This window comes from Streptomyces sp. NPDC049813 (genome assembly GCF_044465085.1).
Lineage (GTDB): Bacteria > Actinomycetota > Actinomycetes > Streptomycetales > Streptomycetaceae > Streptomyces.
The window spans coordinates 160,948-174,829 of the sequence record NZ_JBITLI010000009.1 but is presented as its reverse complement, the minus strand read 5'-3'; the positions used below and the strand labels follow the sequence as shown (position 1 = coordinate 174,829).

10 protein-coding genes are annotated in these 13,882 nt (G+C 73.1%); 7 read left to right on the top strand and 3 right to left on the bottom strand.

Annotation, left to right across the window (positions count from 1 at the left end; translation table 11 throughout):
- Positions 1-9: 9 nt before the first annotated feature.
- On the bottom strand, positions 10-3,330 hold the full coding sequence (locus ACIBW6_RS20080) for a S41 family peptidase (RefSeq protein ID WP_399061334.1): 3,321 nt from the start codon (positions 3,328-3,330) through the stop codon (positions 10-12).
- 159 nt (positions 3,331-3,489) lie between these two features.
- On the opposite strand from ACIBW6_RS20080, the gene ACIBW6_RS20075 reads away from it, so the two are divergent.
- A complete protein-coding gene (locus ACIBW6_RS20075) occupies positions 3,490-4,077 on the top strand; it encodes a TetR/AcrR family transcriptional regulator (RefSeq protein WP_399061332.1) in 588 nt (195 codons plus the stop codon).
- Between the two features lie 95 nt (positions 4,078-4,172).
- Positions 4,173-6,389: an MMPL family transporter gene (locus ACIBW6_RS20070; protein WP_399061330.1), complete on the top strand. Its 2,217-nt coding sequence runs from the start codon at positions 4,173-4,175 to the stop codon at positions 6,387-6,389.
- Between the two features lie 86 nt (positions 6,390-6,475).
- On the opposite strand, the gene ACIBW6_RS20065 is transcribed toward ACIBW6_RS20070, so the two are convergent.
- Positions 6,476-6,838: an SsgA family sporulation/cell division regulator gene (locus ACIBW6_RS20065; protein ID WP_399061327.1), complete on the bottom strand. Its 363-nt coding sequence runs from the start codon at positions 6,836-6,838 to the stop codon at positions 6,476-6,478.
- A gap of 158 nt (positions 6,839-6,996) precedes the next feature.
- Here ACIBW6_RS20065 and ACIBW6_RS20060 point away from each other — a divergent pair, with 158 nt between their 5' ends.
- Genes ACIBW6_RS20060 through ACIBW6_RS20040 form a run of 5 tightly spaced genes read left to right on the top strand, consistent with a single transcriptional unit; the run spans position 6,997 to position 11,691 of the window.
- Entirely contained in the window at positions 6,997-8,052 is a 1,056-nt protein-coding gene (locus ACIBW6_RS20060; RefSeq protein WP_399061325.1) for an energy-coupling factor ABC transporter permease, read from the top strand.
- 1 nt (position 8,053) lies between these two features.
- Entirely contained in the window at positions 8,054-8,815 is a 762-nt protein-coding gene (gene cbiQ, locus ACIBW6_RS20055; RefSeq protein WP_399061323.1) for a cobalt ECF transporter T component CbiQ, read from the top strand.
- Positions 8,803-9,570 carry an energy-coupling factor ABC transporter ATP-binding protein gene (locus tag ACIBW6_RS20050; protein ID WP_399061321.1) on the top strand — a complete coding sequence of 256 codons (768 nt, stop codon included), beginning with the start codon at positions 8,803-8,805 and terminating at the stop codon, positions 9,568-9,570. Before cbiQ ends, ACIBW6_RS20050 begins: the two co-directional genes overlap by 13 nt.
- 37 nt (positions 9,571-9,607) lie before the next feature.
- Positions 9,608-10,861 (top strand): serine hydrolase domain-containing protein, encoded by a 1,254-nt coding sequence (locus ACIBW6_RS20045; protein WP_399061319.1) that lies wholly within the window; start codon positions 9,608-9,610, stop codon positions 10,859-10,861.
- Between the two features lie 56 nt (positions 10,862-10,917).
- Positions 10,918-11,691, top strand: a complete 774-nt coding sequence (locus ACIBW6_RS20040; RefSeq protein WP_399061317.1) for an SDR family NAD(P)-dependent oxidoreductase — start codon at positions 10,918-10,920, stop codon at positions 11,689-11,691.
- A 421-nt stretch (positions 11,692-12,112) separates the two neighbouring features.
- On the opposite strand, the gene ACIBW6_RS20035 is transcribed toward ACIBW6_RS20040, so the two are convergent.
- Complete coding sequence (locus ACIBW6_RS20035) at positions 12,113-13,807, bottom strand: penicillin-binding transpeptidase domain-containing protein (RefSeq protein WP_399061315.1); 1,695 nt, start codon at positions 13,805-13,807, stop codon at positions 12,113-12,115.
- Positions 13,808-13,882 lie beyond the last annotated feature (75 nt).

The window sequence follows — 13,882 nt, the reverse complement described above, 5'->3', positions numbered from 1 at the left end:
CCCTCCGGGTCACCGCGGCGGCAGCGGTGGCCGCCGCCGGTCCGGTACGTCCGAGTGGTCCGGCGGGTTCTTCGCGCCCTGCTCCTTCAGCAGGTCGAGGGCGAGGTGCACCGCGTCGTCGAGTTGCGCGTACCGGCCCTCCGCCCAGTCCAGCGGGGTGCGCAGCGCCTCGATGTCGGGGTCGACGCCGCGGTTCTCGATCGACCAGCCGTACTCGGGGAACCAGGCCGCGTTCATCGGCACCGTGATCACCGTGCCGTCGCCGAGCTTGTGCCGTCCCGTCATGCCGACGACGCCGCCCCAGGTGCGCTGGCCCACGACCGGGCCGAGCCCGAGCAGTTTGAACGCCGCGGTGATCATGTCGCCGTCCGATGAGGTCGCCTCGTCGGCGAGGGCGACGACCGGGCCCCGGGGCGCGTTCGAGGCGTAGGAGACCGCCTGGGCGTTGCGGGTCAGGTCCCAGCCGATGATCTTCCGGGTGAGTTTCTCCACGACCAGCTCGCTGATGTGCCCGCCCGCGTTGCCGCGCACGTCGACGATGAGCGCGGGCCGCGAGACCTCCATGCGCAGGTCCCGGTTGAACTGGGCCCAGCCGGAGCCGCCCATGTCGGGGATGTGCAGATAGCCGCACTTGCCGTTGCTCAGCTCGCGGACGACCGCCCGGCGCTTGGCAACCCAGTCCTGGTAGCGCAGCGGCCGCTCGTCGACGAGCGGCACCACGGCGACCCGGCGGGGACGGCCGCCGCCGGTCTGCGCGAAGGTCAGCTCGACGGTGGTGCCGCCCGCCCCGGCAAGGAGCGGGAACGGCCCGCGGACCGGGTCGACCGGACGCCCGTCGACGTGGGTGAGGACCGCGCCCTCGCGGATGCCGGTGCCGGCCAGCGGGGAGCGGGCCTTGGAGTCGGAGGACTCGCCGGGCAGGATCCGGCAGAGCGTCCACCGCCCGTCCCGGCAGACGAAGTTGGCCCCGAGCAGGCCCTGGGCGCGCTGGTAGTGGGCCGGGCCCTCGTTGCGGCGGGCCGCGGAGACGTAGGCGTGGGAGGTGCCCAGTTCGCCGAGGACCTCGCGGAGCAGGTCCGCGAACTCGTCGGGGGAGGCGACCCGTTCGACCAGCGGCCGGTACTGGTCGAGCACCGCGCCCCAGTCGATGCCGCACATGTCCGGCTCCCAGAAGTACGCGCGGATGATCCGGCCCGCCTCCTCGAAGGCGCCGCGCCACTCGGCGGCCGGGTCGGCCTCGTGCAGGATGCGGCGCAGGTCGATCCAGACGGTGGAGTCGTTGTCCCCGGCCTCGGTGGCGGGCACGGCGCGCAGCTCGCCCTCGTCGCCGACGACCAGCCGGCTGCCGTCGCCGCTGACCGCGAACCAGTCCATGTGGTCGACGAGCTGGGTCTTCTTGCACTTGGCGAGGGAGAAGTGTTCGAGCGTGGGCTGCGAGGAGGTGTCGGCGGGGTTGGCGAACGTCTCGCCGAGCGCGCCCGAGATCGGCCAGCGCAGCCAGACCAGCCCGCCGCCCGCGACGGGGTGCAGCCCCGAGTACTTGGAGGCGGAGACGGGGAAGGGCACCACGCGGTTGGGAAGGCCCTCGATCTCCACGGTCGGCGCGGCCTGGGTCAGCCCCGAGCCGCTCTCCTCGCCGGGGTCGAGCCCGCCCGCCGCGGTGCGTCCGTCGGGGGAGAGCGCGAAGGGCGAGGCGGTCGCCGACGACAGCGGTACGAGGTAGGGGCGGCAGCCCAGCGGGAAGGAGAGGTCGCCGGTGTGCACGTCGTAGACCGGGTCGAAGCCGCGCCAGGAGAGGAACGCCAGGTAGCGGCCGTCCCGGGTGAAGACCGGGTTCTCGTCCTCGAAGCGGCCGTTGGTGACGTCGACGATCGTGCGGTCCTTGATGCGGGCCATCTTGATCTGCCGCAGCGACCGGCCGATGCCCGGGTGGGACCAGGTCAGCCAGGCCCCGTCGGGGGAGAAGGCGAGGTCGCGGACCGGCCCGTTCGTCGACCGGATCAACTCGGTGACCTCGACGGCCGTCTCCTGCGACGGCCCGTCCGCCCCGTCCGCCTCGGCTGGGGCGTCAGCGCCCTCGGTGACGTCCGTGGTGTCGGTGGTGTCGGGCACCCTGACGAGCAGCAGCCGCCCGTCGTTCGAGGCGACGGCGAGGCGCAGCCCGTCCGGATCGCTGACCAGCTCCTGTACGCGGCCCAGGTCGCCGCAGTCGAGCCGCAGCGGGGCGCGGTCGCCCGCGGCCCGCGGCAGGAAGCCGATCTCGACGGCGTCCTCGCCCCGCGCGTCGGTGACGTAGGCGACCTGCCCGCCGGAGCCGAGCATCTCCGGCAGCCGCACCCGCACCCCCGGGGTGTCGGTGACGGTGCGGGCCGGGCCGTCGCGGTGGGTCAGCCAGTACAGACTGCCGCGGACGACGACGGCGCTGGCCCGGCCGGTCTCGTCGACGGAGAGGGCGTCGATGTGGTGGGCGGCCGGGACCTGGTAGCGGCGGCGGCCGGCGCGCGGGCCGCCGAGGCGGACGCGGAGCCGGCGCGGCCGCGAGTCCGGGGTCAGCGAGTCCAGCAGCCACAGCTCGCCCGCGCACTGGTAGACGATCCGCTCGCCGTCGGAGGAGGCGTGCCGGGCGTAGAACTCGGCGTGGTCGGTGTGCCGGGTCAGGTCCGAGCCGTCGGGCAGGCACGAGTAGACGTTGCCGATGCCCTCGTGGTCGGAGAGGAAGGCGATCCGGCCGTCCACGAACATCGGGTCGTCGAGATGGCCGTCCAGGTCGGCGAGGATGCGCCGCCCGTGCACCCACAGCCGGCCCTGGGCGCCGCCCCGGTAGCGCTTCCAGGCGGCCGGCTCGTGCGGGGGCGTGCCGGTCAGCAGCAGGGTCCTGCGCTCGCCGTCGATGTCGGCGACCTGGATGTCGGAGACCGGGCCCCAGGGCAGCTTGCCGCCGGGGGAGCCGTCGGTCGGCACGCTGTAGGCGAAGGTGAAGTAGGAGAACGGCTCACCGTGCGAGGCGACCGCGAGGACGTCGCCGTCGGGGCTCCAGCCGCGCACCTGGGTGTCGACGCTGCCCCAGTAGGTGAGCCGGCGCGCGGAGCCGCCGTCGACCGGGGCCAGGTGGATCTCCGGATCGAGGCTGCGCCAGGTCGTGTACGCGATCTGGGTGCCGTCGGGGGAGAACCGCGGGTGGCTGACCTTGGTGCGGTCGACGGTGATCCGCCAGGCCCGCTCCGAGCCGTCGACGGGCGCGACCCACAGGTCGTCCTCGACGACGAAGCACAGTCGCCCGCCGCTCAGGTGCGGGAACCTCAGGTACGCCTCGGCTGCATCTTCTGTCACCTCCCCATGCTTTTCCGCGACCGGGCCTCCGGCAACCGGGGCACCGGGGTCCGGCCGGGTCCGGGCCCGGTGTGGCCAACCCCACGTACGAAACGGTTTCGTTTCGTTACCTCGCGGGGTAGGGTCAGGGCGTACAAGAGTGGAGGAGAGGTGACGATCATGGTCGCGGAAGCAACGGCGCGCCGCAGCCGCATCACCCCCGAGCGCGAGGCCGAGCTGTACGGGGCCGTGCTCGATCTGCTCCGCGAGGTGGGGTACGACGCCCTGACGATGGACGCCGTGGCCGCCCGCACCCGGGCCAGCAAGGCGACGCTCTACCGTCAGTGGGGCGGCAAGGCCGAGCTGGTCGTGAAGGCGCTGCGGCACCAGAAGCCGCGGTTCGCCGAGATCGACACCGGCTCGCTCCGCGGTGACCTGCACGCGATGGCCGTCCGCGAGGACGACTGCCACATGGAGCAGAACAGCGCGCTGATGCGCGGCCTGATGGTGGCCGTGCACGCCAACCCCGATCTGCTGGCGGCCTTCCGGGAGTGGATCGTCGCGCCCGAGCTGTCCGGGCTCGACCGGCTGCTGGAGAGAGCCGTGGAGCGCGGCGAGATCCGGGCCGACAACCCGGCGCTCGGCTATGTGCTCCAGATGCTGATCGGCGCGTTCGCCACCCGCACGCTCATCGACGAGAAGCCACCCACCCAGGCCTATCTGACCTCGTACATCGACGCCGTGGTCCTCCCCGCCCTCAGCGCCTGAACCCGACCGACCCGTATCTCCCCGCACCTGACGCGACCGCTCACGTCGTCGGGCTGATCCGCCCTGCCCCCCTGACCTGACCGGAGTACGCCCTCGTGGCCACGTTCCTCTACAAACTCGGCAAGCTCGCCTTCCGCAGGCGGCACTTCGTCGCCCTCATCTGGGTGGCGCTGCTCACGCTCGCCGGCGTGGGCGCCGCCACCGCGCCGACCGCCGCCTCCAGCTCCTTCTCGATACCCGGCACGGAGGCCCAGAAGGCCTTCGACCTGCTCGACGCCCGCTTCCCCGGCTCGGCCGCCGACGGCGCCACCGCCCGCGTGGTCTTCAAGGCCCCGGCCCACGAGAAGCTGACCGGCGCCGCGAACAAGGCGGACGTCCAGGACACCGTCGCCGCCCTGAAGTCCAGCTCGAAGCAGGTCGCGTCCGTCGCCGACCCGTACCAGGCGAAGACGGTCAGCAAGGACGGCCGGATCGCCTACACCTCGGCCACGTACAAGGTCTCCTCGATGGAGCTGACCGACGACGACCGGGACGCGCTGCAGAAGGTCATCGACGAGGCGAAGCAGACCGGTCTGACCGTCGAGGTCGGCGGTGACGCGCTCCAGGCGATGCCGGAGACCGGCGCCACCGAGGTGATCGGCATCGCCATCGCCGCCGTGGTCCTGGTCATCACCTTCGGCTCGCTGCTCGCGGCCGGGCTCCCGCTGCTGACCGCGCTGATCGGCGTCGGCATCGGCGTCTCGTCGATCACCGCGCTGGCGAACGCGCTCGACCTGGGCACCACCACCTCCACCCTGGCGATGATGATCGGCCTCGCGGTCGGCATCGACTACGCCCTGTTCATCGTCTCCCGCTACCGCGCCGAACTGGCCGAGGGCCGCGAGCGCGAGGAGGCGGCGGGACGGGCCGTCGGCACCGCGGGCTCGGCCGTCGTCTTCGCCGGTCTGACCGTCGTCATCGCCCTGGTCGGCCTCGCCGTCGTGAACATCCCGATGCTGACGAAGATGGGCGTCGCCGCCGCCGGCACGGTCGCCATCGCGGTGCTCATCGCGCTCACCCTCATCCCGGCGCTGCTCGGCTACGCGGGCAAGCGCGTCCACGGCCGCAAGGCCCGCAAGGCGCAGGCGACCGACCGGCCCGCCGAGCCCAGGGCCAACATGGGCACCCGCTGGGCCCGCTTCGTGCTGCGCCGCCCGGTGATGGTCCTCGTCGCCGGCGTCATCGGCCTCGGCGCCGTCGCCGTCCCGGTCGCCTCGCTCGAACTCGGCCTGCCCGACGACGGCGCCCAGCCCACCGACACCACCCAGCGCAAGGCCTACGACCTGCTCTCCGAGGGCTTCGGCCCCGGCTTCAACGGCCCGCTGATGACGGTCGTCGACGCCAAGGGCGCGCAGGACCCGAAGGCCGCCGTCGACCGGGTCGTCTCCACCATCAAGAAGACCGACGGCGTCGCGGCCGTCACCCCGGCCACCTTCAACAAGGCCGGCGACACCGCGATCGTGAACGTCGTCTCGAAGTACAAGCCGTCCTCCGTCGAGACCGAGGACGTCGTCCACGCGATCCGCGACGCGGGCCGGGACATCAAGGCCGACACCGGCGCCGACCTCGCGGTCACCGGCTCCACGGCCATGAACATCGACGTCTCGCAGAAGCTCAACGACGCGCTCGTGCCCTACCTGGGGCTCGTCGTCGGCCTGGCGTTCCTGCTCCTGATGGTCGTCTTCCGCTCGATCCTCGTCCCGCTCAAGGCGGCCCTCGGCTTCCTGCTCTCGGTGCTCGCCGCCCTCGGCGCCGTCGTCGCCGTCTTCCAGTGGGGCTGGCTCGGCTCGCTCTTCGGGGTGGAGCAGACCGGCCCGGTCATGTCGATGATGCCGATCTTCATGGTGGGCGTGGTCTTCGGTCTCGCGATGGACTACGAGGTCTTCCTCGTGACCCGGATGCGCGAGGCGTACGTCCACGGGGAGCGGCCCGCGCAGGCCGTCGTCACCGGCTTCAAGCACGGCGCCCGGGTGGTCACGGCCGCGGCGGTCATCATGATCGCGGTGTTCTCGGGCTTCATCGGCTCCTCGGAGCAGATGGTGAAGATGATCGGCTTCGGCCTGGCGATCGCCGTCTTCTTCGACGCGTTCGTGGTCCGCATGGCGATCGTGCCCGCCGTGCTCGCGCTGCTCGGCAAGAAGGCCTGGTGGCTGCCGAAGTGGCTGGAGCGCGTGCTGCCGAACGTGGACGTCGAGGGCGAGGGCCTGAACGCGGCCGAGGCCGCGGGCCGTCCGAGGGAGGACAGGGACGACAAGGATCTGGTCTCCGCCTGACCGGACGCACTGACCGGACGCACTGACCGGACGCAATGCCCGGACGAGCCGGCCGGTCGAGCTGACCGGACGGCCCGACCGGTCGATCAGTGCGTGACCGTCGCCGGGGTGACGGCCGTGTACGTACGACGCAGGAAGCGGATCAGCGCTTTGACGTCGAACTGCACGACCGTCACCCCGTTCGGCTGTCCGGGGGCGTGCGCGTGGAACTCGATGACCGCCTGCACCCGCCCGCACGGCCAGATGCGGATGGAGTCGCCGCTGACCGGCGCGCGCAGACCGCTCTCCAGCAGCTCGCGCGGGAAGACCCACTCGCCGAGGTCCGGCAGGGTGACGCGGACCCGGCCGTCGTAGCGCAGCACGACCGGCACGGCGCGGGTGGCGTCCGGGGAGTCGGTGACGACATGCGCCCGGGCGTACTGCTCCACGTACTGCTCGCCGACGGTCATGCCATCCAATGTCCCATATGTCCGGGTATTGCGGCCAGGGTTTCCGGGCCGGGATGGCACGCCTGCGCAGCTGAGCGCGAGACGCTCTTGCGAGCCGTTCGCAACAAGGCACTATCATCGAACGGTTAACCAGCTGCCCAGCGCCGGAGAGCCCCGCCATGCATGTACCCGACGGATTCATCAACGCCCCGGTCTCCGCGGCGGCCGGTGTCGTCGCCGCGGGCGCCGTCGCCGTCAGCCTGCGCGGCGCCCGCCGCGAACTCGACGAGCGCACCGCGCCGCTGGCCGGCCTGGTCGCCGCGTTCATCTTCGCCGTGCAGATGCTCAACTTCCCCGTCGCCGCGGGCACCAGCGGCCATCTCCTGGGCGGTGCGCTGGCCGCGATACTGGTGGGCCCCTACACCGGGGTCCTGTGCGTGTCCGTGGTCCTGCTGATGCAGGGCGTGCTCTTCGCCGACGGCGGCCTCACCGCGCTCGGCGTGAACATCACGGACATGGCGATCACCACCACCGTCGTCGCCTACCTCGTCTTCCGCGGCCTGGTGAAGGTGCTGCCGCGCTCGCGCCGCTCGATCACCGTCGCCTCCTTCGTCGCCGCCGTACTCTCCGTGCCGGCCGCCGCCGTCGTCTTCACCCTCATCTACGCCATCGGGGGGACGACCGACGTCTCGATCGGCAAGGTCGCCACCGCGATGATCGGCGTGCACGTCCTCATCGGCATCGGCGAGGCCGCCATCACCGCCCTCACCGTCGGCGCCGTCGTCGCCGTCCGGCCGGACCTCGTGTACGGCGCCCGCGGCCTCGCCCGGCCGCTCAAGCTGAAGGTCGGCGGCGAGCTGGTCGACGCCCCGGCCGCGGCGCCCGCCCCCGTGGCCGCCCGCTCGCACCGCAAGATCTGGATCACCGGCCTGGTCACCTCCCTCGTGCTCGCCGGGTTCGTCTCCTTCTACGCCTCGGCCAGCCCCGACGGCCTGGAGAAGGTCGCCCACGACAAGGGCATCGACAAGAAGACCGAGGAGCACGCCTCCGCCGACTCGCCGCTCGCCGACTACGGCGTCAAGGACATCACCGACGCCCGCCTCTCCGGCGGCCTCGCCGGGATCATCGGCGTCGGCGTGACCGTCGTCGCCGGCTCCGGGATCTTCTGGGCGCTGCGCAGGCGCCGTACCGGTGACGCCGCCTCCACCGAGGTCACCGTCGGCGAGTCCGTCTGACATGGGCGCAGGACACGCGCACCGCCTCTACCGCGCCGGGCACTCACCCGTGCACGCGCTGCCCCCGCACACCAAGCTCGCCGCCGTCTTCTGCTTCGTCGTGGTCGTCGTCTCCACACCGCGCGAGGCGATGTGGGCGTTCGCGCTGTACGCGGTGCTGCTGGCCGCCGTCGCCGCCGCGGCCCGCGTGCCGGCGGGGTACCTGCTCAAGCGGCTGCTCATCGAGGTGCCCTTCGTCGCCTTCGCGCTCCTCATGCCGTTCGTCGCCGAGGGCGAGCGGGTGCAGGTGCTCGGCCTGTCGCTGAGCGAGAGCGGACTGTGGGGCGCGTGGAACGTGCTGGCCAAGGGCACGCTCGGGGTCGCCGCCTCGGTGCTCCTCGCCTCCACCACGGAGCTGCGCGCACTGCTGCTCGGCCTCCAGCGGCTGAGGCTGCCGCCGCTGCTGGTCCAGATCGCCTCCTTCATGATCCGCTACGGCGACGTCATCACCGACGAGATGCGGCGCATGAAGATCGCCCGGGAGTCGCGCGGCTTCGCGGCGAGCGGCGTACGCCACTGGGGCGTCCTCGCCAAATCGGCCGGCGCGCTGTTCATCCGCTCCTACGAGCGCGGCGAGCGCGTGCACCTGGCGATGGTCAGCCGTGGGTACGCCGGGTCCATGCCGGTGATCGACGAGGTGACGGCGGTGCGCGCCCAGTGGGCGTCCGCGCTGACCCTGCCGGGTGCGGCCCTCGTGGTCTGTCTGCTGGGATGGACGCTGTGACTGCATCTTTGAACGTGGCGGGGCTCGCCTTCGCCTACCCCGACGGACACCAGGCCCTCTTCGGCGTCGACCTGACGATCGGCAAGGGCGAGCGAGTGGCGCTGCTCGGCCCGAACGGCGCGGGCAAGACCACCCTCGTGCTGCACCTGAACGGCATCCTGACCGGCGGCGCGGGCACCGTCACCGTCGCCGGCCTGCCCGTCGACAAGCGGAACATGGCGGAGATCCGCCGCAAGGTCGGCATCGTCTTCCAGGACCCCGACGACCAGCTGTTCATGCCGACGGTCCGCGAGGACGTCGCGTTCGGCCCGGCCGCCGCGGGACTGAAGGGTCCCGCGCTCGAAGCGCGGGTGCGCACGGCGCTCACCTCCGTCGGCATGGCGGAGTACGCCGACCGGCCGCCGCACCACCTCTCCTTCGGCCAGCGCCGCCGCGTCGCGGTCGCCACCGTCCTCGCGATGGAGCCCGAGATCCTCGTCCTGGACGAGCCCTCCTCCAACCTCGACCCCGCCTCGCGCCGCGAACTCGCCGACATCCTGCGCGCGCTGGACGTCACCGTCCTGATGGTCACGCACGACCTGCCCTACGCCATGGAGCTGTGCCCCCGCGCGGTGATCCTCAGCGAGGGCACCCTCGTCGCCGACGGCCCGACCGGTGACCTCCTCAAGGACGAGGAGCTGATGCGGGCCCACCGCCTGGAGCTGCCGTTCGGCTTCGACCCGGTGGCGGCCGCGCGCGGGGCGAGCCCCGCCTGAGCGGAATCAACCCGCATCGGTGGCTGTTGCACGGACCGTGGACACAGCAGTGAACGGCACCCTCGCCCCTGGATTCGAAGGCGTCGGCGCGGCCTTCGCCCGGAACTTCACGGAGCGCGGCGAACGCGGCGCGGGCCTCGTCGTCTACCGGGACGGCCACAAGGTCGTCGACGTGTACGCGGGGACGCGGGACGTCGATGGACGGGCGGGGACGCGGGACGCCGACGGGCGGGCGGAGGCGCGGGATGTCGACGAGCAGGCGGGGACGGACGGCCCCGACGGGCCGGCGCCGTGGACGTCCGGGACCGGGCAGATCCTGCGGTCCGCCACCAAGGGCGTGGCCGCCGCCACGCTGCTCCTGCTCCACCAGCGCGGCGCCCTCGACCTGGACGCGCCCGTCGCGCACTACTGGCCCGAGTTCAAGGCGCGGGGCAAGGAGAACGCGCTCGTCCGGCACGTCCTCGCGCACCGCGCCGGCGTCCCGGCCCTCGACCGGCCGCTGACCCCCGCGGAGGCCGCCGACCACGACCGCGCGGCCGCCGCCGTCGCCGCGCAGGCCCCGTTCTGGGAGCCCGGCACGGACCACGGCTACCACGCCCAGACCTACGGCTGGCTCACCGGCGAACTCGTGCGCCGGGTCACCGGAGGCTCCCTCGGCACCTTCGTCGCCCAGGAGATCGCCGGTCCTGCCCGCGCCGACCTGTGGATCGGGCTGCCCGCCGCCCGGGCCCACCGGGCCGGCCGCGTCGGACCCGTCGCACCCCCGGCCGTGCCCGGCGCCCCGCGCTCGCGCCCCAAGGCGGCCCTGCGCGAGGCGTACACGGACCCGCGCTCCCTGACCCGGCGGGCCTTCGACACGGTGAGCCCGGCGCCGGACGAGAACGACCCCGGCTACCGCGCCGCCGAACTCCCCGGCTCCAACGGCATCGCCACCGCGGACGGCCTGGCCCGCTTCTACGCCGCCCTGATCGGCGAGGTGGACGGCGGCACCCGGCTGTTCACCCCGGACACGGTCCGCCTCGCCCGCACGGAGGCCTCGGCAGGACCCGACCGCGTCCTGGCCGTCCCCTCCCGCTTCGGCCTCGGCTACATGCTGCACGGCGTCGCCTCGCCGCTGCTCACCCCGCACTCCTTCGGCCACCCCGGCCGCGGCGGCGCCCTCGGCTTCGCCGACCCGGAGACGGGCATCGCGTTCGGCTACGTCACCAACGGGCTGGGCAAGGGCGTCACCGCGGACCCGCGCGCCCAGGCGCTGGTCCGGGCCGTGCGCGAGGTGGTGTCGGGCCGGTGAACCCGGGGGCCCGCGGGGGCTGACCCGGGCGGCACCCGGCGAGTAGCGTCCGGGCCATGACACGTTTCGAGGGGCATGCGGCACTGGTCACCGGCGCGGGGCGCGGCATCGGCGCCGCCGTCGCGGACCGGCTCGCCGCCGAGGGCGGCCGGGTGCTGGTCACCGACATCGACCTGGTGGGCGCGGAGAAGACGGCGGCGCGGATCCGCGAGCGGGGCGGTGACGCCGTCGCGCACCTCTGCGACGTGGGCGACCCGGGCTCGGTGCGGGCCGCCGTCGCGGCCGCGGTGGACGTGTTCGGCCGCCTCGACGTCCTGGTCAACAACGCCTACGCGTGCCACTCCGACGCCTCGCTCTTCGAGGACGAGGACGACGAGGCGTGGGCCCGCGATCTCGACCTGTCCCTCACCGGTGCCTACCGTTGCTGCAAGGCGGCCCTGCCGCACCTCGCCGCGTCCGGCCGCGGCGCGATCGTCAGCATCGGCTCGGTCAACGGCCTCCAGGACTTCGGCTGTCACGCCTACAGCGCGGCCAAGGCCGGCCTCATCTCCCTCACCCGTACCCTCGCCGGGCACGCGGGTCCGCGCGGTGTGCGGGTCAACCTCGTCGCGCCCGGCACCGTGCGTACGCCTGCCTGGACGGGGCAGGGGCGCGACCCCGATGTCCTGGCACCGCTGTACCCGCTGGGGCGGGTCGGGGAGCCCGAGGACATCGCGGCGGCGGTGGCGTTTCTCGCGTCCGCGGATGCGGGGTGGGTGACGGGGGTGGTCCTTCCCGTCGACGGGGGGATCACGGCGGTGGCCTCCGGCTTCAAGAACTCAGCGCCCTGAGCTCCGCTCGGCCGGCGGGATCCCTGTGCCGTCACACACCTGTGCGGGTTGGTGGGGGCTGGTCGCGCAGTTCCCCGCGCCCCTGAAAGGCGCACTTCGTGCGCCCCTGCCTTCCGTCTGCGGCCCGGTGGGGCTTCTCGCGCCGTTCCCCGCGCCCCTGAGAGGCGCACTTCGTGCGACCTCTCATCGGGCGCCCATGGGGCTGCGGCGGAGCCGCATGCTCCAGGGGCGCGGGGAACTGCGCGCTCAGCCACGACGGCGGTGCGGACGAAGTCTTTTAGGGGCGCGGGGAACTGCGCGCTCAGCCACGGCGGCGGTGCAGGCGAAGTCTTTTAGGGGCGCGGGGAACTGCGCGACCAGCCACGGCGGCGGGGTGGTCGAAGGCGTGCCGGGGTGGCCCCGGGCCGGGGGCGGGCCGGGGTCACCCCCCGTTCAGGAGCATCGCCCGCACCACCGGCCCCGCCGAATCCCCCCCATGCCCACCCTGCTGCACCACCGCCGCCGCCGCGAGATCCCCCCGCCACGCCGTGAACCACCCGTTGGGCTCCTTCTGCCCGTCGACCTCCGCCGACCCCGTCTTCGCCCCCATGTCCGCCCCGAGCCCGGACATCGGCTCGACGGCCGTACCCGCGACCGCCGTGTAGTGCATCAGCTCCCGCAGATCCGCCAGGGTCCCCGCGGACAGGGTGCGCGCGGCCTTCGCCAGCGTGCGGTGGTCGACGTCCGGCGAGACCAGGTAGGGCTGGTGGAAGGTGCCGGACTTCACGGTCGCGGCGACCGACGCCATGTTCAGCGGGTTCATCCGCACCCCGCCCTGCCCGATCAGCGACGCCGCCATCTGCGCCTGCGACTGCACCGGCACCGCGCCGTCGAAGCTCGGCACCCCGATCGCCCAGTTGTCCAGGCCGAGCCCGAAGACCTGCTGCGCCTGCTTGGTCAGCGAGTCGTCCTCCAGCTTCGGGGCCTGGCTGATGAAGGCCGTGTTGCAGGACCGCGCGAAGCTCGCCTTGAACGTGCCGTCCTTGATCTCGAACTTGTCGTCGTTCTGGAACTTCCAGTGCCCGTACGTGAAGTACTTCGGGCACGGGTGCTTCTTGTCGACGCCGGCCAGCCCCTTCTCCAGCAGCAGCGAGGAGGTGATGACCTTCATCGTGGAGCCGGGCGCGAGCGAGCCCTGGAACGCGGTGTTGAAGCCGGGGCTGGAGTTGGCAACGCCGAGGATCTCGCCGGTCGAGGGCCGCAGGACGACGACCGAGGCCCGCTCGCGGGAGGCGACCTGCTTCTCGGCGGCGGCCTGCACCGAGGGGCTGATCGTGGTGCGTACCGTGCCCGGGGTGCCTTCGGAGAGGGTGACCAGGGTCTTGTCGGGCAGCGCGTTCTTCTCGGCGCCCTTGGCCGGCGCCTTGCGCACGACGCGCAGCTCCACGCCCGCGGTGCCGCCCGCCTTCTTGCCGAACTTCTCGCGCAGCCCGTCGAGAACGGTGCCGAGCGAGGGGTACTTCGCGGCGGTCAGCTCGCCGCCGTCCCGGTCCTGCGCCTTGACCGGCGGGTCGCCCGCCTCCCCGGTGACGAGCCGGTCGCCGTCCTTCAGCTCCGGGTGGACGACGGACGGCTCCCAGCCGACCAGGACCTTGCCGTCGCTCTTGCGGCGCACGGCCGACAGCGCGGAGTCGTAGGCGTAGGGCTTGCTGACGCCGGGCCCGCCCGCCTTCTCCGCGTACGAGACCATCGCGGTGACGTGGAAGGGGACCGTGGCGCCCTTCCGGGCGCCCGGGGCGAGCTTCACGTCGGTGAGGCGGGCGTCCTTGGCCAGACCGGTCAGCGCGGTCCGCGCGGCGCCCGCGTCGTCCGTGTACGCGGCCGCCTTCGCCACGTCACCGGACTGCCAGGCGCCGAGGAAGCCGGTGGCCACCGCCTTGATCTCGGCGGCGCTCGGCGGCCCGGAGGGGACCGCGGGCTTGCCGTCGACCGCCGCGGAGGACCCCGCGCCGCCGTCCATCAGGGCGTACGCGCCGACGCCCGCCCCGACCACGGCGACGGCGGCCGCCGCTGCGATCACCAGGGTGCTGGTGTTGCGGCGCGCGGGCGCGTCCCTGCGCTTGCCTCTGGTGCCCAACGTCGTCCTCCGGTGGTTCTGCGGGTGGCCCAGATTACGGGGTGGGCCCAAGTCGCCTGTCCCGTAGGACAGAAC